Here is a 25,784-nt window from a genome sequence, read left to right as displayed (position 1 = left end):
GCGCGGCTATTTTGCTTCGCGATGCAAAGGCGGATGAACCGATCGTTGTTGATTTAGGCGGTGACCACCGCCGGCGGAAAATAGCCGCGCCCTGCCATTGCCGGTGCGGCCCGCTTGCCGTCCGATCGCCCTCTAGAAGGCCGGGCGCGGCCCTCTCACGACGTGGCCTCGCCTGATTGGTCTACGACCCCGATTGCGAAGCGCAGGCGCTCATGCAGTGATCGCGACCGCCGACGGCAAGAAGCGGACGACATCAGCCGGCGCAAGCTGAATGCGAAGAGCCGCTCGGAGCTCATCGACGCCGCAGGTGCGCAGATCCTCGTTGAAATCGCCAAGCCGGGGCGATAGCGGGATCGCCTCGATACCGGCGCCTTCCGCCCGTTGCGCCAATGCGGTTGCGACCGCCTTTCCGGCTGCATCGGCGTCATGGGCGATGTAGAGCCGGCGCAGGCGCGGTGGCAGCAGCATGGCCGCGAGATGGCTGGCCGATAGCGCCGATGCCATGGGCAAGGTCGGGAGGGCGCAGCGCAGGGAGAGCAGGGTCTCGATGCCTTCGCCGGCGGCGAGAACATCATGTGCTCGTCCAAATCGAACCGCGTTGCCGAGCAGGAGGCCCATCGCCCGGCGCGGCGTGTCGATCGGCGCCTTGCTCCGACCGGACGGATCGAGCCAAGTGCGGTGCGCGCCGGTGATGACTCCATCGAACGTGGTGACAGCGGCGATCAGGGCCGGCCAGGTCTCGGTCGGCAGGTCATCATCCGGCCTGTAGTAGCAACGCGGGTGAAACCGGAGGCTGGTAAGCTCATGTAAGTCCAAAATACCGCGCGTCCGGAGGTACGTTTCGGCAAGCGTGCCATCAATAGGCTTTGACATCGCAAACAGCCGCCGAGCCGATTCCGGCGAACCGATGGGAACGGGTGGGAGCGGCGATTTGGATCCCGCCTCGGGCTGCGGCAGGCTGAGAAAACGCCGCGCCTCGGCAAGGACATCGCGGAATTCAACAAGGCCGCAGCTTTCCCTGATGACGTCGAGCAGATCGCCGTGTTCGGCGGTCGCGGCATCCGTCCACTTGCCAGCCGCTCCCTTACCCCCATGATGTGGACGCAGCCGAACGAACGTGGACCGGCCGCGCGTGTTGTGAATGTCACCGACGATCCAATAGCGTCCAACGCGCCGGCCGTTCGAAAGATAGTGCCGGCAGACGAATTCGGCCCGCTCGGCCAGCCGGCGGGCAAGATCGGATGCTTGAGCTGACATAGCTGATCCTTGTCAAAAAGAAGGCCCGCCGGTGACGGCGGGCCTTCGAGTTCGACGCTTCTGCTTATTTACTCGGCCGCGACAAGCGGCTCGTCGGGGAGAATTGCACTTTCGAGCGGATGCTCTGCATCCGGCATGGTCCCTTCGCGTTCGCTCACTGGCGTGTCCTCCTCCGACGCGGATGGGGAGATCAGGCCAGATTCAGACGCCGGTGATGTTGCGCTGGAGAGGCAACCAGCCGTCCGCAGCGGCTCGGGAAGCCAGCCTGAGCCAGTAAGGAGTTCTTGCGCCCTCTCCGCCATCTCGTCCTTCTTCAGGTGCTCGATAAGCTGAGCCGCAGTTTCTCCCTTGGCTTCACGGACGGCTTGCAGGATGCGCGCCTTGGTCACCCGGCCGAGATAGTTGTCGACGGTCGGCGACCAGCCGGCCGAAGCGACATCGAGCCCGATCGCCTCGGCGAGGCGATCGGCGTGGCTCAGCGCACGCGGGCGTCGATTCCAGGGCTCGTACACCGCATTCACGCTGAGGGCGACGCAGTGCGCGAACAGGGCGTCGCGGCTGTCACGATCGAAGGTCGTGAGCGCGTCCCAGAGCTCGGCCGATTCACGCGGCAACTGCTCCGACCACTGCCGGTGCCTCTCGTCGACTGCCTTTGCGATCGTGGTATCGCCGAGGCCCGGCGCCTGGCTGCCGAAGACGACGCTCTTCGCGTCAACGTCGAGGCAGGACTCGGGCGTGTAGCGGTAGAAAAGCTTCAGGCAAAGGGCGTGAAGCGCCGCCAGGAACGCAGTGTCCGAGTCCTGTGCCAGCGCGTCGCGCAAGGCCAGGGTGCGATACGCCGTGAGTTCGGTCATCAGCCGATCTGGGATCGGCTTGATGCTGTCTTCCTGATCGGGCTCCTCGGCATTTGCCGAGGCGCCTGTCAGCCCTTCGGTCGCATCTCCTGAGGCAGAGGTCGCCCCTGGTGTGGCACTCGACTCGATGTCCGCCTCTCCCTCCGGCTTCGAAATTGCCGGTTCATCCTCGGGTCGAACATAGCCGCGCTCGACCCGCAGCGCGCCCGACGCGTCGATGTTGGCGAAGGTACCCGCGCGCGCGATTTCGTCAGGATCGTACTGAACGGGCCGCTCATCGAGTTCGGCAAGGGCCGTCTCGATCTCGCCAAGGCGCTGATCGATCCCTTCGGGAAGGAGATCGGCGTCGGAATGCTCCTGCTCGAGACGCTCATACTCGGCGCGCAGGGCTTCAGCCGCGGCGACCTCCTCCTCGGTCATTGCGACCAATTCGCCGGAGATGCGACGCAAGCCGTAGGTGTGGCCATACGGAAAGTCGATCGCCACCTCGACCCACTTCCAGCCCTCGGCGCGGACGTAATCCGCCGCACGCTCCAGCTTGTCGGCGACGAGGCGATCCAGCAGCATCGGATCCTGGAGCCAACCGCCGTCGTCCTGCTGGAACAGATCCCGCATGACCTCCCCGCCGGCGGCCTCGTAGGCCTCGATTCCGACGAACTGGGCGCGTTTGTCGGAGGCACGCACGGCGCCTTCGGTCAGCAGACGCCGGATGTAATACGGCTCCTTGTTGTGCGAACGCTGCACCGCCTGCCATACCTGTTGCTGCCGCTCGTGGTCCGGATTGACCGCAAACGCCATCAATTGGTCGAGGCTCATGCCGTCTTCAGCATAGACGTCGAGCAGCGCTGGCGAGACGGCGGCGAGCCGCAGCCGCTGTTTGACGACCTGGATGCTAACGAAGAAGGCAGCAGCGATCTCGTCCTCACTCATGCCCTTCTCACTCATGTCACGGAACGCCCGGAACTGGTCGAGGGGGTGAAGCGGGGCACGCTGGACATTCTCGGCCAGCGAATCCTCCTCGGCTAGGCCATCGGTCCGGATGACGCAGGGAACCGGCGCGGTGCGTGCGAGCCGCTTCTGCTTGACCAGCAGTTCGAGCGCGCGATAGCGCCGGCCACCGGCCGGAACTTCGAACATGCCGGTCTCGGCGCCGCCGTCGTCGAGAACCGGACGGACGGTGAGGCTCTGAAGCAGTGTGCGCCGCGCGATGTCCTGCGCGAGCTCCTCGATCGAGACGCCCGCCTTGATACGGCGAACATTGGACTGGCTCAGCACCAAGCGGTTGAAAGGGATATCGCGAGACTGGCTTAGGGTGATCTTGCGAACGGATTTTGCCATTGACGTTTTTCTCCGCGACGAGCGATCCAGAGCCTCTCTCTGGACCTTCTGACCCGTCACGAAGCGAAGCGCCGCCCTCTTCCTCTGAGGGCGGCGTTGGGTCGAAGAAGACGGGGCGGAATCGGCTGCGGATAGGCCGGAGATAGGCCGCCTTAGTTGACGTGGTCGAGCAGCTTTTTCGCGCGCGCCTCGAGATCCAGCCGAGCATCCTGATGCAGCTTGTCCCGCGCAACAGCGGTAATGCCCTGCACGAAATCGAAGACGCTTTCGGGCTTGCGGCCTTCCTCAGCAAGCACGGTCTCGATGATCTTTGCTGTCTCCGCTTTGCCGAACCCACGCTTGCGCAGGAAATGGGTTCGCTCCTCGTCGCACCGTGCGACGACGCGCTTCCGCGCCGCCTTGATGCCGTTGACGAATGGCATCGGCGAGGAATCGGCAAAGCGCGTGAGCGCTGGCGCCGCCTCGTGGGCGAATCGCGACGCCGCGTATTTGGAATGGCGGATGGTGATCTCCTGGAAATCCTCCACGCCCCAAAGATTGCGATTCTGACAAACGGCGCGAAGGTAGAAGCTCGCGATACCCAGCGTTTTGGCACCGACCTCGGAATTCCAGCAATAAAAGCCGCGGAAGTAGAGGTCGGGCGAGCCGTCAGGCAGCTTGCCCGCCTCGATCGGGTTGAAGTCGTCGACCAGGAACAGGAACACGTCCCGGTCGGAAGCGTAGAGGGTCGTGGTCGCTTTCGTGATGTCAACCCGCGGATTGTAGATTCCGGTCGACCAGTCGAGCACCCCTGGCACTTTCCATCGCGTGTCGCCGGTGCCGTTACCGGCGATGCGCTGCACGGCGGCGACCAGCTCCTGGTCAAAGATGCGCCCATAGTCGGGGCTGGTGACCGCCCGCAGTTCGGTGCGGCCGTCTTCGACCTCGAGGGTCTTGATCTGCTCCGCGCGATTCGAGCTTAGCCCAAACTGCAGGTTGATGGCTGCAAGCGGCGCGGGAAGTTGGCGAAGGTAAGCCGATGGCGCGCCGACCATCGTAGCGAGCTGGCCGAAGCTCCAGTGCGTCGGCGCAAGAGGCGCTGACTCAGCCGGCAGCATCAACGTCAGCCGCTCCGTATCGTCACGACTCGCCTCCACCCGAATCGCCGCGCTCTCCACCGTCCGGGTCCGGCTTCGCTCGGCACGGCAGCGCACGGCAGCGTGAAGGTCGGAGAGTGACAAGTACCGCTCGTCCGCCGGCCGGGAAAACCATTCCGACGAGACGCGGCCGACGCGCTCACCACGGCTCACATCTACCTTATAGCCGCCACGCTCACCGCGCGCGGCGTCCAGAACATCCAGCTGGGTCATGAGATATCTCCATGACGGGTGCCGCGAGGCTCTCTCGCCGCCTCAACCCGTCACGGAAAATCCGGCCACACTCTGACTCTATGATAGCTGACGCGCTTAGATGCCCTTTGCATCTGCGCAATCCAGATCTGAACACTCCGTTGCGGACGCATGAGCGGCCTAACGCGCAGGCACTCGCGGCGCTCAAGGAATGTGGCGTAGCCCGCCACCTCTCGGGCCCGATTGTATCCCGAAAGTGGTCGGAGCCGGCCGGCGGCACGGAGAGCCCCGGGGTTGCTCGCCATTGTGAATGGCAAAACGTGATTGCCATCGCGTCGAGTTGCTACCGCTCCCGACGGCCTATGCCCCCTATGAGCCTATGGGTTCCTCCGGTGATCGAGCCTGAGATCCGCGATCTCGGATCATATGCCCCCTATGCTTCCTATGCCATTGGCGTAGGCACACGCTCTCAGCGAGCTTCTGCTCAGCGGGAATTGGCCGCGCTCGCCGAGCGCCGCTAATCGGTTTTCTGAAGGACATACGTGGACGTGCCCCATTTTCCGAGGGGCTTGTTGCGCAGCATGACGAAACCGCCCGCGCGCGTCCCCTCGAGGTTGGCAACAAAGCCCGCAAGGCTTTGCCGACTTCCGCGACCATGCGGATGAGCAAGCAGTGAAAGGCGCATGTCGAGCTCTTTGACCTTGATCGCGCGGTCGCCATAGAGCTCATGCCAAGTCGTAAAGAACTCGACGACCTGAACGCGGCGTGGATCGTCGCGCTTGATGTCGGAGATTCGTTGGACGGGGTCGGCGCAGCCGAGCGCAAGCAGCGGATCGCGGCACCAACTCGCCCACTGTTCAAAGCTACCAAGCGCCTGACCTTGCTTGAGGCTATTCTGGCGGCCCCACCGCCAGATCGTGAGCGCTGCGGCAAGAAGGTCGCGGCGCTTGCGCTGGATCAGGAGATCGAACTCCTCGCTGAATTCGCGCCGTTCGGGATCCTCGCAACCGGCGTCGAGCCCAACGATAAGGAAGCGCCGCGCCAGATCCTCGGACACGGCAATGGCGTTCCCGGTGATCGCGAGAAAAGCGTTCGTGGTGATCGACACCATCTTCGTGTTCTCCCGAAACGGTCGGATCGCACACGGGTTTTCGGTTGCGATTTGCGCCAGGAGGTTGGAACGCACAATCTCCGCATTGACGTTATCGAGAAAGACGACAGGGTCTGCAGCGACCAGCGACGCAGTCAAACGCTTATCGAGCTCCGCGCGATCACCCGTACTCGTGAACGCTTTGGGCGCGAAGTCGAATGCGATGCGCGCGGCGGCGCGAATGAGCTTCCCCTTTCCAGTGCCCGCGCCAGAGTATTGCGGCGAACGAATGATGAAGCCGGGAGCGAGCGGGAGACTGGGACGGCAGACGGCGGTCAGGATGGCGACCAAGTAGCTTGCCTCGTCGACCCTCGGCGGCTGCGAGAGGTCGACCATCAGCCTGCCGCCCGAAACAGCGGTCTTGAGCGCGTCAGCAAAGGGGAACGTTGCGAAGACCCTGCGAAGACTGTCGAGCGCCTTCTCAGCCTGCTTTCGCGTCGGGCGATCAGGAATGCGGGGCAGTTCCACCCCAATGCACCAGAAGTGCGTCTCCTTGTCGTACCCGTGCGTCGCGCGGATCGAGCCATCGTCTGAAAGGATCGGGGCCCGGCAAATGCCGTCCAGGTGACGGACACCCCAAGCGTCGTGCCGGTTGAGGTAGAGCTTGGCGACGCGCTCCGGAAGCGTCACCGGCTCGCGCATGAGCTCGCCACGCACGATCTTTTGCATCACGGGACGACATACCTGGTGGCTGTAATTGACAACGTCATGGACGTTGAGGAGAAGAGTTGAAGGGCCTTCGGTGGTATTCACCAGTTTCACGAGGGTAGAACCCCGCTGAAACAGGCTCGGCGAGCTCGCCAAACGCTCAGCCAGTTTGCCGGCCGCGGCGGGCAAATCGGCCTGGTCAATGATCAGATCGGGCCGCTCGTCGGCCTTGGATGACTGACGGGGCGCTGACGGATTCGGGTTCGGGCTATCTCCAACACGGCTCGAATTCTTGCGGGACATGTGCTTCCTTTCTTCGATCGAACCGACTGTTAGCCGATCGGCTCTTGGAAGCCCTAACCCGAAGCCGCGAAGAAACTAAGCAAGTGACCTCATCAGTTTGCGGCAGCCCGCACGGCCAATGCTGGCTAGACTACTTGCTCCTTGCTTGCTCCTGCGGTGGGTCCTCAAAGGACTTTCGCGGGATTGAATTCGCGACCTCGACCCGCACCCGCACGGGATCGCTGGTCAGCACTTTAAAGAAGTGCCTTATGCGTTGCTCGATATCGGGCAAGCGCGTCAAGCCTCGGAAATGCCTTTCGAGCGGTTGCCGGGCGTCCGCCAAGGCTTCGAGGTCTAGCGCGATGGGCGCAATCGATCCATTGCTTAGACGCTTGATCAGCTTCTCGGCGTATAGGCCGTCGTCCGTAAGATGCCAGCGGTTCGGGACAACGATCGTGCCCCAATCATTAAGCTCATCCAGAAGGGCGTTTAGTTCGGGACGTCCTTCGGTTTCCGTCTCGTAAACAATCCTAGCACTCCAGTCGATCTGGCGAGGGTCTTCACCCTCGTTCCTGGGATAAATTGCGCGGCATGTGACGCCAATGTCTTTGACCAACGGCCTCTGAAGGAGCTCGAAGAACGACTCGATATTCCTCTTGTTGTCCTCGTTGTAAGTGCCGTCACCCTTCTCTTGCTGATGTCTCCTGCCTTTCGCGGAGTGGTAACCATAGATCGGAACTGACAATCCCATAAGTCCTCCCCAAGCAACGCCTATGCCGCAACAGATCTGAAGTACAGTGGATCGCTAACAGGTACTATTCAATGAAAGATTAGTCGGTGAACGTCACATGTCCGATTGATGAAAGCTGACTAACCCGCCAGGCCTGCCTAAACCAGAAGCGCGAACTCCTCGTCCGTCAGCCGATTTGAGCTCAAGTCGCCGCTGTCTCCGTTATTCCCGACGAATGAATTTTGTAGCTCGGAGATGTCAAAGGACAATCGCAGCAAGAGACTAAGGATTTCATCTCGCTCCATGAAGACAATCGCGTCGGCGCATTCTTGCCTTAGAACGGGAAATGGAATGCCTTCTTGCGGGTAAATTTGTAGCCTCTCGTAGTATCTCAGTTTGTCGGCGGTTGCGCTCGGCAACAGACGATCATAAGGCAGAAGGCAGATGCAGGTGCTGGCATCGTAGGGACGCTGCGAGCCCATTCTGGTGACGACACCTAAGGCCAGATCCCGCAATTCGGTCAACGCGCGCGCATCAGCCAGCCGCTTCCAAGCTCTGGAATGGAGAGCGGTCATGACGCCCTTGATTGCAATCTCGCGATTACGATCCGCAAACATGTCGTGATCCTCGTTGCTTCTGGCGATGAAGGCTTCGCCTACTATCAACGCACCGCTGAATTGACCGCCAGCAAAGGAACGTTGGATCGTGATGGCGCGTCCCACGGTAACGGGTCGGCGTCGGCATTCAGTGCAACCGTTGTGTGGAATCAGTTGAGGCTCGGCCTCTTCGAAAGGTCCGATCGCCAATGGATAATGTCTGGTTACGTAAGACAGGCGCGATTTATGGATCGATTGAAGCCATGTTTCATGAACCCGCACCACGCCGGAATAGAAGTCCGCGCCGGCATGATCGATGTCATCGGTAACGCGCACGTCCCACGGGGTTCCGAAGATGGTCTGCGGGAGAGTTGCGCGTACCGCGCTTGCGAGTGCTTCGTCAGCGAGCCTGCTCATACGGGCCGTCCGAGATTGAATACGATCATCCGATAGCGCGGACATTCAAAGCGATCGTTGCGCAGATTGATAAAAGTCTATGTTGGGGATGAGATTCACCGCGCCGGCTAGGTCTGCGCGCTCGTCGGTCGTGCCATTCGCGTTTTGGTGCACGGGCGCTCGCACCACTGTAGGTGCGCGCGGTGCTGATCTACCGGCTCGAAGCCGGATCTGCATCTCGTCACCAACGGTCAGACGTCAAAACTCACGAAGTCACTTCCTTAGTTTCCCGGCCAGACCGACGTAACGTTAGGCCAGGGTAATGGCATTCGACCCGTCGTTCATTCGAGTGCCGCACGACTATGAGTAAGCATCATGCGTTTCTTTACCAGCGAAACGAGAATCAAGCGGGACGCCAAGCGCCTCATGAAGTCGTTGGCGCGGCATGGCCAGGAGTTGAAGTACACGAAGTGCCTGGAGTTGATGGCGCAGCTGCACGGCTTCTCGCACTTTCAGGAGTGGAAGAGAACGGTACTGGACGGTCCGTTGAGCACGTTCGACGAGGACGCCGATGACGAGACCGTCGAAGCCCGCTTCCAGCACCAGGAGAGCGTGATGGCAGAGGCCGGGTTCGCCGCCGTCGCGGGGGTGGTGCTCGACGAGGTGAACCCCACCGGGTGGCAGAAGCAGTCTTTTGGGAACGGCCAGCCGTTCACCCACGATGCGACATGAGGAGGAGTTAGTAGATGCGTATCAAGGTTAATAACGTCAACGCCATGCGGCTCGCGGCTGCGCTGAATGGCGCGAACGGCAAAGCGCACAAGCACACGGCTTCGCTGGCCGACGTCCTGGCCCTCGCGAACAGGGCCGAACGGTCGTTGATGGCGGCGGGGATTTCCGGGCGCGCGCGCGCCGGCGCCGAGGTGATCTGGCACGCGGCCGGGCCGGTGGCCAAGGCCTACGGCTATAAGATGACCCGCACCTGCGTCACGCTGACCAGGGGGACGCGCGACTGGTTCCTGACCGAGGCGAAGCGCGTCGGCGTCTACCCGCAGCAGAGCGAGCGCTACCGCATCAGCATCTCCACCGCCCAGCGCGACCGCATCGTCGCGATGGCGCTGCGCTGCTTCGAGGTGCGCAGCGCGGCCGCTGAGGTAAACGCCGAGCCGGCGGTCTAGACACGGGCTAGTCACATGGACATGAACTTCGACTCCGATCCCGAGCATAGCGAGCAGTCCGGCGAGCCGGAGCCGCGCATCTCTAAGGCCCGCCTGAAACGGGAGGGCTGGCGGGAGGTGCGCGCGTTCATCGAGCCGGGCGAGCAGGCGCCGGCTACGAAAAGCGAGCAGACGGAGGCTCGGACCGACGCCGAGCGTAAGGCTGATCAGCGCCAGCGTCAGCTGGCCGATGGCTTGCGGCAGGTCAATGTCGTCGCCCCCAAAGATGACGACGCCCGCGCTCTCGTCATGCAGGTCGCGAAAGCTATCAGGTCGAAGGCGGTTCGCCGCGACATCGCTGCGGTTCTCGCCGACCGCGACCTCGTGAAGATCGGTCGCAAGGTCAGGCGGCTCCGTGGCAACGTGGCCGACCAGGTCCGCGCGCTGCTGAAGCTTTAGACGCCATAGCATGAAAGGAGCCACACCGATGAGCAAAGTGTACCTCGCCCAGCCGCTGTTCGACCAAAACAGTCCCGATTTCGAGCACCTTCCGAGCCTGCCTGCCAAGTTCACGCTGGACACCCCCGGCGCGCGGCTGGCGTTGGCGCTCAACTACTACACGGTCGAGGCCTACGCGCGGAAAGCGGATCGGGATGCCGCATGCGGCATTACCGCTCACCCGGACATCATGTACGTGCCCACTGCTAAGGTCTCCGCAGAGGAGGCTGACATGATCGGCTGCGGCTATTCCATCGACCACCCGGATTTTGAGAAGGTGCTCGCTCCGATCTTCTCCCGGCTGGTCGACCGGTTGATCGCCAAGATGATGGCCGCGGGCCCGAACGCGGAAGGTCCGATCGCTATGGAAGCGCTGTCCATCGCGCGAACGCGCTACACGATCGAGGCCATCGCCGATCACGACATCATCCGTTTTGAAATCGATGGCTTGGCCGTGTTCGAGCAGCGCGATCGCGCGACGATCGACGCCACGTGCGCCTTTCTCGATGAACGGCTCCGCCTCCACCTCCTCCCGACGCCGCCGAAGCGGAAGGCTCATTAGATCCACAGCACGCGCAACGCGTCGTCATCGTAATGGCGAGCCAAACAGGGCAACAACAATGAGCGAACTCATCCTCGATCCGACAGTCATTCATGCAGAGCAGCGGGACTGCTGGCCGATCCAGGAGAGGGGCCGTCCTGCGCTGCCTCCCTGCTTCGACCTGGCGCTCGGATCGGGCCTTCTCAAATTGACCCATGCGGCGATGCCGGAATGGGTCACGGTGTCGACCGAGCACGTCCGCATCGCCATGCCCGATGCCGTCAACATCACCCTTCTCCGCAAGGCGTTGGGCACCGGGGGCGTTCTTCGCTCGGCCCTGGTCGACTTGCGCTGGGCTGCGATCTCCGACCGCGGAATCCTCACCGCGTGCGGTGAGGTCAAGAAACAGCTGCAGAGCCTTGCCGAGCAACCGGGCAGGCGTGGCACCGACCACGATGACGCCGAATTCCATGATCCGGTGATGCAGCCGTACGATCGCTGGTGGTACGGCGTCGAGCGCAACGGAAACGAGGCCTCCACCGACAAGCCGCAGGTGTTGGCCTTCCCGATCACGCACGTGAATCGTGCGAGGGAGCGCAATCCCAACCTCATCATCGAGGAACTGTATGAACTGCTGGCGGAGGGCCTCAGCCCGGTGATGGCCAAGATCGGCGTGCCCAGGCACAGCTCCGATTTTGCGGCGGTGCGCGCCGAATGGATCGAGATTGCGATCGAGTCGCTCATGGCGAACATCGAGGAGGCCGTGAAGGGCTGGTCGGTCCTGCCGGGCGAGCCGTTCCAGAACATCGTGATGATCGACGACGACATGTTCATTATTACCCTCGACACCATCGACGGCGTGACCGTGGCCTCGGCGACGGCCTCGAAGCAGGCACTGGAGGAGTTCAGCCTGGAGGTCCACAGGGTTGGGCACCTCCATCTGGCGCGCGGTCTCGCGATGCTGCACCGGGCTGTTGTGTCCTGAGTTGACGTAGCTCCCAGGTCTAAACCGCCCAACTCGAGCCGACGCTGTGGCTGGCGCGGACAAACACACAATATTCATTAGGAGCAGACAACATGGCAAAGCACAGCGATACGATGGGCTGGCGTGAATCGACGGCCAATTACGGGCAACTCGATCGATCTGAGGCCCGTGAGCGCGACCTCGCGACGCGGTACCGGCACATCCGCAGCCATATGGACGTGACGCAGGCGCTGGAAAGGCTTGGCGGGATCGAGAACGCTGGTTTCCAGGACCTGCTGGCGCAGCTCGCGGATATCGGTGTGATCATCGGTGCCGACGCCGTTCTCCCCAGGGACATGGCGCGCCGCAGTGACAGGTTTGGGCTGACGCTTGTTCTTGCCGGAAGCGGGCCCCTGATCTGGCTCAATCTGCTCAAGCACGACAGCGTCGCCGGTCTCGTCGACACCGTTGTCCACGAAGCTGTTCATTCCACGATCCGGCATCTCGGTCGTCTGCCGCGTACGCCGGAGCCCGACGAAGCGATTGCTTCCTATGGTGAGGAAGTCGTCGCCCTTGCCGGGGCGAACCTCATTCTGCGGAAGATCAAATTTTCCGCGCGTCGCGAAATCGCGCGGAACATGATTGCGCTGGCCAATTGCAAGACGGTCCTCGGCCAGCTCGGATGCAGTGAGGGGTTCCTGCGCGACCGGATTGCTGAGGCGGAGGTTGCCGCATCCTTCCTCACTGATTTCGGCATCGATGTCGCCGCTCCCACCCTGGAAGCGATTCAGTCGCGCGTCGGCCGCAAGTAGGCAGTCTGCGGACGGACGAACTGAGAACAATCGATACACAAGCAAGTACCTTTCAGGAGCAGCATCGCGTGAACAATCTCCCGAGGATCCTCCAAAAGATCGAGAGGTTGGCCGCCGCTTGCCGCGCGGAGGTCGAGGCCTCTGATCGTCCGATCGACGCTTTGCCCGTGCAATGGGTGTTGCCGTTCTTTTTCGTGCACCCCGACCATGCCGCGGAATGGTGGCAAAGCGTTCGTCCAGAGGTCTGGGAGCGGATTCATCGTCTAAAACAAGAGCCGGAGCGCCTGATCATTCCGGAAGCGGAGTTGCAGAGGACGCCGTTCGCGTTGTCGCACGCTGAAATGCAACAGTTCCGCACTGGGCCGCTGCTTCGGATGTTGTCACTGGTGGACTTGCGACTCGCTCGACATCGCGGCGGCCGGCTCAAGCGTGAGGTCGAGCTCGCCGTCCGCGAGGCGTTGGAATTCGAGGTCTTTCGGCGAGATCCGGAAATCGGCGCCCTGCTGTCCTGCATGCACGCGCAATTCGATGGCGCTGAGGTGTCGGTGGTCAAGGGCGCCGGCTTGAATACGCTTGCAGAGCTTGCCTGGGTGCCCGGGATCCCGACCAAAGGAAAGGCGGCAGACGACGACCTCAGCGAGGAAGATCGCCGTCTTGCGCTGTTCGAGACGCTGAGGTCGGAAGGCGAAAAGCTCGCAGTCCGCTGGCTCCCGGGCCTGACCGATCCAGCCCAGGCGGAGGCAGCCGTCGTCGGGCAGGTTCGCGATTGTGTTGACGGCGGCCGCTGGTCGCGAGCGGAGTTCGAGGATGCGATCAAGGCTGCGGCGAACTGGGTCCACACGCTGGCGAAGGCGTGCGTTCATACTAAAGAGGTCGCGGAAGAAAAGCACCAGCTCGCCAAGCGCGCGAAGGACGTTAAAGCGTTGAAGCGCCCGCGGAAAGGCAATGATCCCTTTCACCAGGAGCCGATGACGCGCCAACAGCACGAGCTGTTCACCAGAAACGAGTTTTCGGCGGTCGAGCTGGCGTTCATTGCCGTGGCCGCCGATGTTGATCCCAATCTGGTCACCGTCAACCACGTGCTGGCGACGGCGGAGTTCCGGCTGGCTCGCAAGCTGGGCCAAATCGGCCGCGGACATCAAGCGCTCTTCGACCCGAAAGAGGTCAAGGACCTGGACGAGCTGATCCTGGGCGAGAAGGGCCGTGCTGAAGGCGCGATTTACCGCGATGTTCACCGGTATCTGGCCAAGTGCGCCCTCGACATCCTGGTGCTGCCTGGGGGGAAGGATCGTCTGAACAAAGCGATCGCTCACGGGCAGGATTTTGCTCTTCCGGATTAGGCTCGGCTCTCAGGCTGCGACGGCGCAAGCTCGAATTCCTGGCCGCCCGCGCAATTAGGTCATTCATTTCCGAGACGGGTACCGGGCCGATGGGCTCCTCTAGGCGGTGGATCGCTCAAGATCCATCCGAGAGGAGAACATGTCGAAAAAGATGCGTAATGACGGCCCGGTGCTGCCGTTGAAGTTGCCCGCGGCCGCGATCATCACCCAGGACAAGGGCGGGGATGGAAAAAGCCTGCTCGGCCACGCGCTGTCGGAGCGCGCGCGGATCGCCGGCGTGCCGCTCGGTGTCGTCGAGGTCGATACCCAGGGACAGTCGCTGTCCATCCTGGGGCCGCATGTGGTCTCCATCGCGACCGACGCGAAGATGGCGCGGCGCGATCCGAGTGTCGCCTTGCGTGCCCTGACGCCCCTCTATGACACCCTCGAGACGATGGCCAAGACCAGTGGCCTCACCGTGGTGGAGTTCGGGGCCAATGAAGCCTCGCGTGGGGCATTGTGGGCAGGGATGGTGGATCTGCAGGAAGACCTCTCGACGCTCGGCGTCGAGGTCTTCGTGATCACCCCGTTCACCGCCCAGGCCGAATCGATGCGCCGCGGCGCGAAATCGGCCTCGAGCTTTCTCGAAGTGCTGCCCCACGCCCGCCTGGTTCTGATCGAGAACCAGCGCGACGGCGCGGTGAGCGATCTGCATCCGGCGAGCGATGCCGCCGAGGCGTATCGCACCTCCATCATGCCGCTCGCCAAGAACGCGGTCACGCTGCGGATGCCGATGATCGAGGCCGGCAGCTGGCGGCCCTTCGAGGCGCGCGGGGCGCGCCTCGTCGATGCGGTCACGATGCCGATCGACGAGATCATGAAGGTGACGGGGCTGCCGCGGCCGGAGGCCAAGATGATCCGCGGCGATGTCGCGGCCTGGTGCTCGGAGATGTTTTCCGAGTTCGACAAGCTGATCGCGTTCGAGGGTGACAACAATGGCTAATGAGGACTTCGAGGACGTGGTCGCCGCGGCCACGGCCGATGCTTCGGCCAGCCGCAAGGAGCTGGGCTGCAACTATGCAGCCGAGTTCCGGGGGGATCCCGAAAGCTTCGACCCGCGCAAGCTCATCCTTCTCGGCAAGGAGGGCCTGCTCTCCTTCGTCACGACCGTGAGCGTACCGACGCGCGGCATCGACACGACGAGCCAGCCCGAGGTCGAGGTCGAACTCGCCGAGCAGACGTCGGCCGATCTCGGCTGGCGCGACAAGCAGACCGTGCCGCTTCCCTTCGAGATCTCCGCCCTGCTGTTCGGCGCCTTGGCGGGGATCGGAATCGTGTTCGGGTCGGCAATCGCACTGACCATCTGACAGCGAGAAAATCTATCATGAACAATCCTATCTGCCTGTTTCGGTCCGCCCTCATCGTGGCGCTCGGCGCTGCCCTGATCACGCTCATTGCCGGGGTGATCTCGCTGTTCCTCGTCGCTCCGCCGACCGTCGACGTGCTGTTCCACGGCAACGTCAGCCTCGCCAGCGACGTCGCGTTTCACGAAATCGTTCAGAACCTTCGCGGCGAGAGGTGCGGCCATTCGAGCTGGCCGATCGTGTGCCGGTTGGACTGGATCCAGGCGATCACAGCGCAGTTGCTGGAGTCACCGATCGGAGCCCGGCGGCTTGCCACCATCGCTCTTGCGGTTCTGGCGGCAAGCGGCTTTGCCTTTTCCTTCGCTTACGCCGATACGCCGCCGATCGAGAACCTCACGGTCACGCGCGGCCGGCGCATCGAGACCGGCGCCTATGCCTCCCGCGCGCTGCGGCATGCGATCCATCGCCACGGGCCGCCGCAGACGCATGATCTGTGGCTGCTCCCAGAGGTGCAACTGAATGCGGCTTCGGCGGCGCGAAATCTCCTGCTGGTCGGCACGCAAGGCTCGGGCAAGACCGGCCTGCTGCGAGCGTTTGCCGAGCAGTACCTCAAAAGCCCGAGCGGTCGCACGTTCGTGTTCGACGCGAAGGGCGACATGCTGGCCGGCTTGCCGGTGGATTCGATGATCCTGGTGGCCCCTCAGGATGCGCGCGGCTGGGCGATCGACATCGGCCGCGAGATTACCAATCCGCTCGTCGCGCGGGAATTCGCCGCGAAATGCGTCCCGGTGTCCGAGCAGGACCCGATGTGGGCCCATGCGTCGCGGAGCCTTCTTGCGGACATCGTCATGGCGCTGCGCGTACGCTCGGGCGAGACGTGGGGCTGGAGCGATCTTGCCGAGGCGGGGCTCTCGTCCGTGGCGGAGATCCGCCGAATGTTGCTCGAGAGCGGCGGCAAGAGCGTTGCGCTGCTGAATTTCGGCGAAGACCCCGAGGAGAACCGCACCGTCATGTCAATCCTGATCACGCTCTGGGTGACGGTGTTGAGCGTGATCGAGCCGCTCGCGCGCGCCTGGTCGGAGGTCGACCCACCGCAGCGGTTCACCGTGCGCGACTGGCTGGCGCCAGGTTCACAGCTCCCGCGCACGCTGCTGCTGCAGAAGTCGGGTGAGTATGCCGAGCTCTCCTCTATGGTCGGCAGCTTCCTGGCGGAGCGGGTGGCCGCGGCGGCGCTCGTCTCCACTCGTCGTCGCGCCGGCACGGAGCACCTGACCATGCTGCTCGATGAATTTCCGGAGGTGCCGATCGAGCGTCTGCCGCGGCTTCTCGCACTTGGGCGCGAACTGCACGTCAACACCATCGCGACAGTGCAGGACCTCGGTCAGATCACCGCTATGTTCGGCCAAGAGAAAGGTTCCGTGGTTGAGGCGCGCTTCGGCATCCGACTGGTTCTTCGCCTTGAGCCCGGCGAAACCGCAGGTCGCATCTGCGAAGTCTGGGTCGGACGCCGTCAGATCCGCAGGCGCCGCGATGCGACCGTGGAGGAGTTGGCCCGAGGGATCACGAAGCCAATGGAGACCGTCTGGGAGGACACGATCACGACCGACTTCCTCTCGGATGCGCTTGGCGTGTTCGAGACGTCAGCCGGAAAAATGATCCGCGTCCTGGTGACGGGCTTTCCGACGCTGGCCATCGTCGAAGTTCCGCTAACGACCTGGGCAGATCGGCGCGAAGGCCACATCCCGGCGCCCTGGATTGGCGACGCCGGGATGCTGCATAGGCACGAAGCGGAACGCAGGGTGAAAATCTCGTCGAAGAACGCCAGCTCGACCACAAGGCTATTACCGTAAGGGAGTTTCGCGCGCTTTACCTCAATGATGGCAATCTGATGAAGGCCATCCCGGCGCCGCTGATCGTGCACGCGCTCCAGATGATCGCGCGCAACGTGCTGATCTTCGTCCATCATCTCCTGATCGGCGTCATGCTCAAAGCGACGCCGAACAGCAAGATGCTCTGCCTGGGGCGACAACGCCACCAAACCGAGCCGTCGCGGTTGCGAGCCAAGCGCGGCCTCGTGTTCTCCCGAATTTTGGGTGAGGCGCACAAAACATCGTCATCCCAGACTTCGTCGATTATTTTGTCGCATTCTGGTTCTCGCCCTTTGCACCTCTGCCACGACGACGACGTCTGCGGCGTTTCGGTAGCGTCAGCTCCTGATGAGGCGCGTTCGTGGGGGCATTGAGAGTCGGCCACCCGTCGGTTAGCCGGCGCCTGACGTTCGCTGCAAGACCAGGGCTCTTGATGTAGAGGCCGATTTCGCCCAATGGAGCATCGGCGCTTGTATCGGCCGACGACCAATTCAAGCTGGTGAGTACGAGATGGTCGTCGTCCCAAAGAAGAAACTTGCCGTGAAGTTCACGGTCCTGAATTTGAACTAGCCTGACGCCAGCCGAGCCTGCAAGTGCAGCTAAGTCCTTGGCATCTTGCTTTGTGACTGGTCCTGAGGGCTTCGAGTAGCAGAGAATTCCCTGCACCGAGCGCTTCGCGGCCGCCATCATGGGAATGATCGTTCGCGCTTCTGCCGCCAATCCGAGACGATCACCGCCGACCACAATCGATTTGGTGGCCGCTTCGCGAGCCAGCCGCATGAGATCCGCGTGTTCGTCTCCTCTGACCAGCTGTAACTCTGCTTCACCGTCTGGAGCAGGATGGGTGCGCAGTGTTCGGGCCAGCGACGTCAGGTCGGAGGCTGCGTCAGAGCTCGTCGCGATGTCAAAGATCAGTTCGGAAAATTCCTGCGCGACCCGCGCCACAGCGTGGGGATGGCGCAAGACGGCCGACGTTTCCACGCGATTGAACCCGCTATAGAGCCAGTTGCACGATCCGACTACAGCGACAAACTCTCCAGTGCCGCGGCCAGTGGCGTCCGCGATTAGGAGCTTGGCGTGGGAGCGCGTCGTGTAGAGATGAACTCTCGCACGTCCCCGCAAATTCTGGTCTGCTGTGATCCGGTGATTGATCGCAATGGCCGCCTCCAGGTTGGCTTTGCGATCGGTCTCATCGCTGTTCGCACCCCAGAAAATATCAATCTGAACACCGCGTTTTGCCGCCTTGCCAAATTCCTCCTGCAACTCAACGAAGGCGCTCTCGCGTAGAAACGTCGAGTGCATGATCAACCTGGAACGCGCTTGGCGGAGAATTTCGATCAGACGGTCGCGATGATCTTGTCCGCTGAGCACAATATCGTCTGGTCGAATCGGGGCCGTGCGCACGCCGTTTCGAGCCATCGCAGAAGCCGCCGATCGACGCGGCGTCTTGATCGTCATCGGCGCGCCCGGCTTCCGTTCTTTGGCTGCCTGGCGTATCGCGGCAACGAGTTGTTCGGCGGAGTCTTGCGGCAGGCCTTTGATGCTGTTGCCAATCACCGTGAATAAGGCGAATTGGTCCACGGTGTCGGAAGCGCTGTAGTCGACGCTGGAAAGCTCCTCGTCATCCGACAGCACCTGATCTGCGGCAGCGTAGAGATCTAGGCTCGACAAGCGCCCCCATCCGCCATCGATAACGAGCCGACGGACGTCATGCTCACGCTCAATCGCCTCGATTTCCGAGGGGCGATATGGTTTCAGATCGCGCAGACCATAGGCTCGCCAAGCGAAAGGCTCCATCGCGAACGATATTCTGCGCGCAACCCGTCGAGTGACGGGCGGTAAGGTCTCGAACGTTTCAACAACCTCGCGGCCGGCCTCGGTGGTGCGGAACGAGGCGCCCTTCGGGGCGGCGGCAAGCTCGACCCAACCAAATCGCATCATGCGCAGGATTATTTCCGTGATCAGCCGCGCCGGAATCCGTGCAACCTTCGCCAACTCACCGGCGGTGCTCGGCTCAACAGTCAAAGCCCACAGGATCAGGCGATCGACTCCGCTCCAATGGCGTCCCTTGTCGACCCAGACCCGCAGACGCGCCAGCTTGACCGGAACAGCGACACGCACCGCATTCTGACCGCTCATGATTTGGTGTCCGTCATGAGCGAAGCCGCCGACACCAACTTGAACTTCGGCGTCTTTCCATCGGGGAGCGTCTCTTTCGCTAACTGGTCGAACACCTCTGACATCTTCGCGAGGAATGCCGGCACGCTGCGGTTATCCGTGTTGTGACGACGATATCGCCGGCCTTGGACACGCAGGAAGTCCATGCTACCAACAATAATGAGTTTCCATTTGGCTCGGCTCAACAGCACGTTCATGCGCCGCCGGTCGCGCAAGATGCCAAGCGCACGTCGCCCGACATGGTCATTGTTTCGCACCAACGAGACAACCACGACGTCGGCCTCACTGCCTTGGAACGAGTCGACCGTGCTCTCGAATCCCGGCGCATTCGTCCCACGCTTGAAATCCACGATATTCGCGAGTTTGCCTTGCAGCGCATCTTCGATCGCACGGCCCAAGCGCTCGACCTGCTCGTTGTATGGGGATAGAACAGCCAACGTTGACGGTTCCTCCGGCTTTTTCGGAGCGGCTTTCAACATTCCGAGGACGGACAATACAGCCTGCAATTCCGCCGGATTGTGATAGGTGGGACGTTGTTCGCCAGCGTTGCCTTCACGCTGCACATACGGGAGATCAATGAAGACGATCGGCGAAGAGGGCAGGCGCTCGTCCGTGATCGTGAATGGTGGCTGCTCGGTATCGAATTCTGCTTTGCGTTCTTTCGGCGTATCGAGCGTTCTGTCGTAGAAGCACTCGGAAATCACGGTGGCAATCGCAGGGTGCATCCGATGCTGCTGCAGGAGTTCGGTCGCCACACGCCGCCGGCGCTGGTCAGATCGTTTCTGCCGGTCGAGCTCGCTGGTGACCAGGCTCTCGAACAGCAACAGCATGCGGCGCGCCGACGCACAAATCTCGCTCAAGACGCCATCATCTTCGATCGCTTCCTTGAGATCATCCAGTCCGAAATCACGAAAGATGTTGCCTATGAGTGGATCACTTTCGGCCAGCGCATCCTTGACTCGCGTTTGGTCTTCTAGAAATTCCGCGATCCGGTCGGTGTCAAACGGCGGCAATTGGTTATGATCCCCGATCAGAAGACGCCGCATCGATAGCAGTTGAGGAGCGAGCAGTTCCGATCCGGTTGCCTTTGCGGCCTCCTCGACGATAGTCCAGTCGAACAGCGCGCCATCGTCGATCAAGCGCTCCAGGTCGCCGGAGTTGGTCGTCGAGAACAGAACATTGGCCGATTGCAGCACGAGCGCTTCGAAGGAACGCCGCTGACGCAGGCTTGTCAGGGAAAGTCTTGCTCGCAGATTGCCGGTCACGTCTGCGGCCGTCGTCATGTCGCGCAAAGATTGCTGTATGGCCCTCGGTGCCCGGCGATAGAGCGAGCTATCCTTGAGTTCTTTGAGATAGGCCTTTGCCCGGTCTGGGGTCTGTGCGCCAGAAAGGCCGGCGCCGTTGTCTGCCTTGGATCGGACCAGGATGACATCGTCGTCCAGCCCGGTTTTCTTCAGCATTTTCTGAACTGAGGCTGCGAGATGATCCAGGGCCTGATGTGCCTGCGCGCTAAGCAGAAGCCGGATCGTTGAGTCACCCGCCAGCGCTCTGCGCACGATCTCGGTCACCAGTCTGGTCTTGCCAACGCCAGGCGGACCGACAACGAGCTGACCGGGACCGGTCGACCAAATCGAGCGCAACGCCTCCTGCTTGGACTCGTCGAGCTTGCCGAAATGATCATCCTCAACAAGCGGGTCGTCCTGATAGGTGCGCAGTCGTCCGCGGGGATCGGCAAGCATGTGAGCGAGTTCGGACTGGGTGGACAACGTCGTCAGCATGCGAAGTCGCCGCCGGAGGACTTGGTCGGTTCCTGTTTCGTCGACCTTGCGTAAATGAAGCTGTGCCTGCGGTGGGACGACGCCATCCAGAATCTCGAATTCGTAAAGCCGCCGGTTATTCTGTTGGACGGGACGAATAAAGCGCACGCTGGCTGCAGCCCGCACAGTCATGCCGAGCCCAGCTACTTCAGTAAGTTGCCATTCCGCATCGACGTCGGCTTCTTCGCGGTCGAAAAGTCTCCGCATCAGTTGGTGCGGCTCGCCCACGCCCAGTGCCTGCGAGAGCCGTATACGATGCTCGGAGTCGCTTGCCGCGATTTCAACGATCCGTTTGTCTCCTTGACGCCGCTGGTTGACCAATTCCACTGGCGCGATCTCGGCTGCCTTGAAGAGCGCTTCGGCAATCTGCGCAAGAAGCAGGCCGCGCCGAACGGTGAGCGTCGGATCGCCATCCGGCGTCATGTCGAAGGCCGCGCTCCAATCCAGTGCATCCGACCGCAATTCATTCAAGCGCCGCGACGCGGCAGCAAAACGGATGATCTCGATCCGGTGTGCGGGAAGGTCGGTTGTTTCCCGTCGTCCCAGGTGGACGTCGTCCCGAAACCGGGCGTTGTTGCAGGAGGCGACATTCCAGGTTTCATCGGACCCCGCGACACGCAGGGGCTGGAGATCATAGACTAGGCTTTCGGTCATCAGCAGGAGATCGCCCCTTGCTGTACGGGTAAGACTTACCCCTGTTTCCAGATCGGCGCGAATGAAGTCGAGCTGGCTTTCGGCGTCGTCGGTGTCGAATGTGTCGCCCGATGCCGCGTTCAGGATTGCAGAAAGACGGCTTGTCTGCCCGAGTCGAAGTGCCAGCACATAACGGTCGTTATCGGCGAATGCTTCCGCATCCAGCTCATTGAGAATAGCGTCAACTCGGTTCGTGACCGTTGCGGCGTCGAGGATACGATTGCGTTCTGGTTCAAATAGCAGCCGGATCAGGTCAATTTCTGAGGCACGCAAATCGATTTTCGCGCGCCCTTCAAAGAACGGAATGTCCTCTTCGTCGAGCTTGTTTGCATCAAGGCCGACGAGATCGGCGATGACCTTGCCCAGCGCGCGCCAGTCGTCGAGGAAGGAAAAGATGACCGAGCCGACGGGACGACTCTTGGCGATGACATGCAGCGGTGCCTTGTTGAGTTCTGCGACCCGCAGGCAAAACTCGAACCCGCCCAAGCGAAAATCCGGGGTTGTCGCAGCCCCGGTAGAATAGACGGCCCGGCCATCGATCCGGCCATGGACCAACCCCTGGCCGTGAACGGCACCGAGAGCTTCCGCCAAACGGCGCAAATTCTTCCAGAGGAGAACGCGCTGACGCGGTCCGTGTAGGCTGCGGAGCCAATGATCGGGGCGCACAAATCGGGAGGCGTGTTCCAGCGGAGCGACGTCGCTTGGCATGACAATGTAAAATGCATCGTCACTTTCTCCCGAGGCGAGAACCTCGACAACGACTTCATTACCGCGCGGGAAAGCACGCACGCGCTCGCTCTGGCGCATTTCATGCCGCCACAGTTCTCGGAAGTCCGCGTCGACCGCGGTTCCGGTCTTTGCCCAGTATTTAAGGACCACCGGATCGCCAGTACGGCGGTCGGTCGCACGGATCACTGCAGATTTCAGCGCGGCCGTGTTTGGGGATGACAGGAAGGTTTCATCGAGCTCGAAGCGTTGCTCAAGCGTATCGAGTTGCCGTTTGGCATTCCTTGATTGCATCAATCTCCCCAACGCCACCTTGAATGCAAACGTCGATATGGCGCTTGCGCGTTGTTCGAATCAGTCACGGCGGAGCCCTCACGATCCGTGTTTCCTGTTTTGTTCGCAAGGAGGGTCATGGTAGCCAGCTGCCCGAGTCTTACGAGGATCTCGCTGGCTGTCTCCATTCTGGGTTGGCACCGTTCTGGCGTAGCGCGGGTAGCCCCGAAGGACTAGCGAAATTGTTAGCTTCGTGCTACATATATCAAAATTTTGTAGTGCGAAGATGTCAAATGCCGACTCCTCACAATCCTCCCGCCGCTGTGCGGCGCACCCTGCGCAAGCTGGGCGCGGACATCCATGACGCCCGCCGCCGCCGCCGGCTGCCCATGGCGGTTGTGGCGGAACGCGCCTTCACGTCCCGCTCCACCCTCCAGAGAGTCGAAGCCGGCGACACCAACGTCAGCATCGGCATCTATGCCGGTGTTCTCCAAGCGCTCGGTCTCCTCGACGGCCTGAGCCAGATTGCCGACATCAGCAACGATAGCGTCGGGCGGGCTCTCGCCAGTGCCGAGCTGCCCAAGCGCGTCCATCTCAAGCGGCCGGCTGGACCGCCCCGTAATGGCTGATTTCGAGGTCCATATCGATCTCGAAGGTCGCACGCACCAGATCGGGCTGGCGCGGAGCAATCGCGTTCGCGGCGCCGAGACGATCCTCTTCGAATATGACGGCGCATGGCTGGAAGACCCCGACGCCTTCTCGCTTGAACCTGCCCTCGCTCTGGGCCGCGGCGCCTTCGCGCCGCCCGCCGGCCTTGCAACTTTCGGTTCCATTGGCGATTCGGCTCCTGACACCTGGGGGCGTCGCCTCATGCAGCGTGCCGCGCGCCGCCTCGCCGAACGCGAAGGCCGTGCGGTCCGCACGCTCGCGGAGAGCGATTATCTCCTCGGCGTCGCCGACGAGACCCGATTGGGCGCGCTGCGCTTTCGCTGGGCTGGCGACGATACCTTCCAGGCGCCGATTCGCGCGGGCGTGCCTGCCCTGGTCGAGCTTGGCCGCCTGCTTCAGATCACTGAACGTATCCTTCGCGACGAGGAAACCGACGAAGATATGCAACTCATCTTCGCCCCTGGCTCCTCCTTGGGCGGGGCGCGGCCCAAGGCGTCGGTGATCGACCAACACGGGCAACTCTCCATCGCCAAGTTCCCCAAGGAAACTGACGACTACAGCATGGAGACGTGGGAGGAGATCGCGCTGCGCCTTGCGAGCCAGGTCGGCATCGTCACCCCCAGACATGAATTGATCGACGTCGCCGGTAAGAAGGTCATGCTGTCGCGGCGCTTCGATCGGCGTGGCGCAATCCGCATTCCGTTCTTGTCAGCCATGGCGATGATGGGCGTCCGGGACGGCGAACGCGGCAGCTATCCCGAAATCGTTGATGCCCTCGCTGAATATGGCGCGCAGAGCAAGACCGACGCGCATGCTCTTTTTCGGCGCGTCGTCTTCAATGTGCTGATCTCCAATGTGGACGATCATCTGCGTAACCACGGTTTCCTGTGGCTCGGAAGGGCAGGATGGTCGCTCTCTCCGGCCTACGATCTCAATCCTGTCCCGACGGATCTCAAGGCGCGGGTTCTGACAACCAACATCGATCTCGACGAGGGCACCTGTTCGCTCGATCTGCTGGAGGCTGCTTCCGAGTTCTTCGCGCTGACGCTGGTGCAGGCCCGCGCGATCATCAAGGAAGTCGCCACCGTCACAGCGACCTGGCGCCACACCGCGAAGTCGGTGGGCGCGCGCGGGGCCGAGATCAACCGCATGGCCAGCGCATTCGAGCACGACGACCTGAACCGAGCGCTCGCCTTATGACGAGAACCTTTCTTCACAGCTTCGACCCGCCGACCGCCAATCCCGTCACTGGTCCCACCGTCGACCTTGATGTCGCAGCCATCGAGGACGCGGGTATCCGGGAAGTGCTGCAAACGCCGGGCGCTGCCTATGGCGCATGGTCCATTCTGGATGCGCTGCTCACCCCAACCGGCTCTGGAACGCCCTTCATTTTCAAGGAGCCACTTGGTCAGGCCCGCGAGGTGAAGGTGGCCCTATCTGGTCTGTTCGGGCGCTTCATCGCGCGCGCCTATCTTGAGCGGTACTTTAGCCTGTCGATCTTCGCGCATCTCGGCAGCCGCGTCATCGATCTCGACGGGCGCCGAAAGGTGAAGGTCAAGCGGTTGTCCCGAGGTGATCTGCCTGACTGGATCGCTTGTGCCTCCGACTTGGCCGCCCTGACCGTCGCGGAGGCCAAGGGCTGCCATGATGCAGGAGGTCCGGCATCGGCATTGGCCCGCGCCTGGAGGCAGGCCGCGCGAATTGATGTGACGGCCCGAGGCCGCAAAGTCACCGTGAAGCGCATTGCCGTCGCGACACGTTGGGGCATGGCCGTCTCAGGCCCGGCTGATGCCCATCTCTCGGTCAAGGACCCCGTGGACGAGGGCGAGCCCATCAAGCCAGAGGAGAAGGACGCACTCTTCATTGGGCTGCTCCGCCTCCACATCGCCAATCTGATTCGGCCGCTTGGTCATGTCGAACTGTCGGATGCCCTGAAACGCATGACCCATCAGCCCTTCGCCAACCGGCTCCAGGCTGACCTCCAGACGGCACGATCGCTGCTCGACGCCGCCCCGGTGGGCGATGTTGAAAAGGCAAGCGCGATCGGCGGGCTTGTCGGTGGATTCGTCACACGCGCCGGACCTGTCAACGATGCCGATATTTCCGTTGCCGATCAGGAAGCGCTCGCCCGCCTCAATCTCCGGCCGATCTTCGTGGGGATAGACCGGGATCTCATCCGCGCTGCCATCGACGCCGAGCCCGACGCGGTGCGCGTCCGGCTGACTGAGACCGCGCAGCCGGATGACTTTGCACGGCCTGATCGTGCGGGTGGCTGGATCGTGCCGCTCGGCCAGGAACGCCGCATCATCAGGGGGACCTGAGACGG

The 25,784-nt window shown here is 62.2% G+C and carries 21 protein-coding genes; 13 read left to right on the top strand and 8 right to left on the bottom strand.

Translation table 11 applies throughout. From position 1 onward, the window contains the following. Window positions 1-210 precede the first annotated feature (210 nt). The 6 genes from K408_RS0105200 to K408_RS0105175 form a co-directional block, all read right to left on the bottom strand. Entirely contained in the window at window positions 211-1,257 is a 1,047-nt protein-coding gene (locus tag K408_RS0105200) for a DUF7146 domain-containing protein (RefSeq protein WP_024336876.1), read from the bottom strand. Window positions 1,258-1,325: 68 nt separating this feature from the next. Next, entirely contained in the window at window positions 1,326-3,449 is a 2,124-nt protein-coding gene (locus tag K408_RS0105195) for a ParB/RepB/Spo0J family partition protein (RefSeq protein WP_024336877.1), read from the bottom strand. Window positions 3,450-3,601: 152 nt separating this feature from the next. Next, a complete protein-coding gene (locus K408_RS0105190) occupies window positions 3,602-4,798 on the bottom strand; it encodes a hypothetical protein (protein ID WP_024336878.1) in 1,197 nt (398 codons plus the stop codon). Between the two features lie 496 nt (window positions 4,799-5,294). Next, complete coding sequence (locus K408_RS0105185) at window positions 5,295-6,878, bottom strand: hypothetical protein (RefSeq protein WP_024336879.1); 1,584 nt, start codon at window positions 6,876-6,878, stop codon at window positions 5,295-5,297. Between the two features lie 130 nt (window positions 6,879-7,008). Then, the gene (locus tag K408_RS0105180; protein ID WP_024336880.1) at window positions 7,009-7,608 is read right to left on the bottom strand and encodes a hypothetical protein; all 600 of its coding nucleotides are present in this window, start codon (window positions 7,606-7,608) and stop codon (window positions 7,009-7,011) included. A gap of 137 nt (window positions 7,609-7,745) precedes the next feature. Next, entirely contained in the window at window positions 7,746-8,600 is an 855-nt protein-coding gene (locus K408_RS0105175) for a hypothetical protein (protein ID WP_024336881.1), read from the bottom strand. 354 nt (window positions 8,601-8,954) lie between these two features. On the opposite strand from K408_RS0105175, the gene K408_RS0105170 reads away from it, so the two are divergent. From K408_RS0105170 to K408_RS0105125, 10 genes are all read left to right on the top strand, one after another. Then, complete coding sequence (locus K408_RS0105170; protein WP_024336882.1) at window positions 8,955-9,311, top strand: glyoxalase superfamily protein; 357 nt, start codon at window positions 8,955-8,957, stop codon at window positions 9,309-9,311. 14 nt (window positions 9,312-9,325) lie between these two features. Continuing rightward, complete coding sequence (locus tag K408_RS0105165) at window positions 9,326-9,757, top strand: hypothetical protein (protein WP_024336883.1); 432 nt, start codon at window positions 9,326-9,328, stop codon at window positions 9,755-9,757. 15 nt (window positions 9,758-9,772) lie between these two features. Further along, window positions 9,773-10,195 carry a hypothetical protein gene (locus K408_RS0105160; RefSeq protein ID WP_024336884.1) on the top strand — a complete coding sequence of 141 codons (423 nt, stop codon included), beginning with the start codon at window positions 9,773-9,775 and terminating at the stop codon, window positions 10,193-10,195. Window positions 10,196-10,232: 37 nt separating this feature from the next. Further along, window positions 10,233-10,796, top strand: a complete 564-nt coding sequence (locus tag K408_RS0105155; protein ID WP_155248203.1) for a hypothetical protein — start codon at window positions 10,233-10,235, stop codon at window positions 10,794-10,796. A gap of 58 nt (window positions 10,797-10,854) precedes the next feature. Further along, window positions 10,855-11,760 (top strand): hypothetical protein, encoded by a 906-nt coding sequence (locus K408_RS0105150; RefSeq protein WP_024336886.1) that lies wholly within the window; start codon window positions 10,855-10,857, stop codon window positions 11,758-11,760. A gap of 212 nt (window positions 11,761-11,972) precedes the next feature. Beyond that, entirely contained in the window at window positions 11,973-12,551 is a 579-nt protein-coding gene (locus K408_RS0105145) for a hypothetical protein (protein ID WP_230646547.1), read from the top strand. A 68-nt stretch (window positions 12,552-12,619) separates the two neighbouring features. Then, entirely contained in the window at window positions 12,620-13,891 is a 1,272-nt protein-coding gene (locus K408_RS0105140; RefSeq protein WP_024336888.1) for a hypothetical protein, read from the top strand. 139 nt (window positions 13,892-14,030) lie between these two features. Beyond that, window positions 14,031-14,873 (top strand): hypothetical protein, encoded by an 843-nt coding sequence (locus K408_RS0105135; protein ID WP_024336889.1) that lies wholly within the window; start codon window positions 14,031-14,033, stop codon window positions 14,871-14,873. Continuing rightward, window positions 14,866-15,237, top strand: a complete 372-nt coding sequence (locus K408_RS0105130; protein ID WP_024336890.1) for a hypothetical protein — start codon at window positions 14,866-14,868, stop codon at window positions 15,235-15,237. The genes K408_RS0105135 and K408_RS0105130 overlap by 8 nt, the downstream gene beginning before the upstream one ends. Window positions 15,238-15,254: 17 nt before the next feature. Further along, window positions 15,255-17,084, top strand: a complete 1,830-nt coding sequence (locus tag K408_RS0105125; protein WP_024336891.1) for a type IV secretion system DNA-binding domain-containing protein — start codon at window positions 15,255-15,257, stop codon at window positions 17,082-17,084. 282 nt (window positions 17,085-17,366) lie between these two features. Here the strand turns inward: K408_RS0105125 and K408_RS0105120 are convergent, their stop codons facing one another. Together K408_RS0105120 and K408_RS40920 are read right to left on the bottom strand one after the other, a co-directional pair. Continuing rightward, window positions 17,367-19,241, bottom strand: a complete 1,875-nt coding sequence (locus tag K408_RS0105120) for a phospholipase D-like domain-containing protein (protein WP_024336892.1) — start codon at window positions 19,239-19,241, stop codon at window positions 17,367-17,369. Then, window positions 19,238-22,810: an AAA domain-containing protein gene (locus K408_RS40920; protein ID WP_024336893.1), complete on the bottom strand. Its 3,573-nt coding sequence runs from the start codon at window positions 22,808-22,810 to the stop codon at window positions 19,238-19,240. The genes K408_RS0105120 and K408_RS40920 overlap by 4 nt, the downstream gene beginning before the upstream one ends. A 272-nt stretch (window positions 22,811-23,082) precedes the next feature. Between K408_RS40920 and K408_RS0105110 the strand changes: the two genes are divergently transcribed. The 3 genes from K408_RS0105110 to K408_RS37590 are packed head-to-tail and all read left to right on the top strand — an operon-like array spanning window position 23,083 to window position 25,779. Beyond that, window positions 23,083-23,418 (top strand): helix-turn-helix domain-containing protein, encoded by a 336-nt coding sequence (locus K408_RS0105110; protein ID WP_024336894.1) that lies wholly within the window; start codon window positions 23,083-23,085, stop codon window positions 23,416-23,418. Beyond that, window positions 23,411-24,658, top strand: coding sequence for a type II toxin-antitoxin system HipA family toxin (locus K408_RS0105105; protein WP_024336895.1), 1,248 nt, complete (start codon window positions 23,411-23,413; stop codon window positions 24,656-24,658). Before K408_RS0105110 ends, K408_RS0105105 begins: the two co-directional genes overlap by 8 nt. After that, window positions 24,655-25,779, top strand: a complete 1,125-nt coding sequence (locus tag K408_RS37590; protein WP_024336896.1) for a hypothetical protein — start codon at window positions 24,655-24,657, stop codon at window positions 25,777-25,779. The genes K408_RS0105105 and K408_RS37590 overlap by 4 nt, the downstream gene beginning before the upstream one ends. The last annotated feature ends 5 nt before the right edge of the window (window positions 25,780-25,784 follow it).

The organism is Bradyrhizobium sp. in8p8 (genome assembly GCF_000426845.1).
Classification (GTDB): Bacteria; Pseudomonadota; Alphaproteobacteria; order Rhizobiales; family Xanthobacteraceae; genus Bradyrhizobium; species Bradyrhizobium japonicum_C.
Note: the sequence above shows the minus strand (reverse complement) of the source record. Positions and strands in the feature narration are given on the sequence as shown.

Excerpts from the sequence above, each read along its gene's own strand:
- K408_RS0105120 (WP_024336892.1), bottom strand. The coding sequence starts at position 19,241 with ATGAGCGGTCAGAATGCGGTGCGTGTCGCTGTTCCGGTCAAGCTGGCG.
- K408_RS0105160 (WP_024336884.1), top strand. The coding sequence starts at position 9,773 with ATGGACATGAACTTCGACTCCGATCCCGAGCATAGCGAGCAGTCCGGC.
- K408_RS0105135 (WP_024336889.1), top strand. The coding sequence starts at position 14,031 with ATGTCGAAAAAGATGCGTAATGACGGCCCGGTGCTGCCGTTGAAGTTG.
- K408_RS37590 (WP_024336896.1), top strand. The coding sequence starts at position 24,655 with ATGACGAGAACCTTTCTTCACAGCTTCGACCCGCCGACCGCCAATCCC.
- K408_RS0105180 (WP_024336880.1), bottom strand. The coding sequence starts at position 7,608 with ATGGGATTGTCAGTTCCGATCTATGGTTACCACTCCGCGAAAGGCAGG.
- K408_RS0105195 (WP_024336877.1), bottom strand. The coding sequence starts at position 3,449 with ATGGCAAAATCCGTTCGCAAGATCACCCTAAGCCAGTCTCGCGATATC.
- K408_RS0105125 (WP_024336891.1), top strand. The coding sequence starts at position 15,255 with ATGAACAATCCTATCTGCCTGTTTCGGTCCGCCCTCATCGTGGCGCTC.
- K408_RS0105165 (WP_024336883.1), top strand. The coding sequence starts at position 9,326 with ATGCGTATCAAGGTTAATAACGTCAACGCCATGCGGCTCGCGGCTGCG.
- K408_RS0105130 (WP_024336890.1), top strand. The coding sequence starts at position 14,866 with ATGGCTAATGAGGACTTCGAGGACGTGGTCGCCGCGGCCACGGCCGAT.
- K408_RS0105105 (WP_024336895.1), top strand. The coding sequence starts at position 23,411 with ATGGCTGATTTCGAGGTCCATATCGATCTCGAAGGTCGCACGCACCAG.
- K408_RS0105175 (WP_024336881.1), bottom strand. The coding sequence starts at position 8,600 with ATGAGCAGGCTCGCTGACGAAGCACTCGCAAGCGCGGTACGCGCAACT.
- K408_RS0105170 (WP_024336882.1), top strand. The coding sequence starts at position 8,955 with ATGCGTTTCTTTACCAGCGAAACGAGAATCAAGCGGGACGCCAAGCGC.
- K408_RS0105190 (WP_024336878.1), bottom strand. The coding sequence starts at position 4,798 with ATGACCCAGCTGGATGTTCTGGACGCCGCGCGCGGTGAGCGTGGCGGC.
- K408_RS40920 (WP_024336893.1), bottom strand. The coding sequence starts at position 22,810 with ATGCAATCAAGGAATGCCAAACGGCAACTCGATACGCTTGAGCAACGC.
- K408_RS0105145 (WP_230646547.1), top strand. The coding sequence starts at position 11,973 with ATGGACGTGACGCAGGCGCTGGAAAGGCTTGGCGGGATCGAGAACGCT.
- K408_RS0105110 (WP_024336894.1), top strand. The coding sequence starts at position 23,083 with ATGCCGACTCCTCACAATCCTCCCGCCGCTGTGCGGCGCACCCTGCGC.
- K408_RS0105200 (WP_024336876.1), bottom strand. The coding sequence starts at position 1,257 with ATGTCAGCTCAAGCATCCGATCTTGCCCGCCGGCTGGCCGAGCGGGCC.
- K408_RS0105185 (WP_024336879.1), bottom strand. The coding sequence starts at position 6,878 with ATGTCCCGCAAGAATTCGAGCCGTGTTGGAGATAGCCCGAACCCGAAT.
- K408_RS0105150 (WP_024336886.1), top strand. The coding sequence starts at position 10,855 with ATGAGCGAACTCATCCTCGATCCGACAGTCATTCATGCAGAGCAGCGG.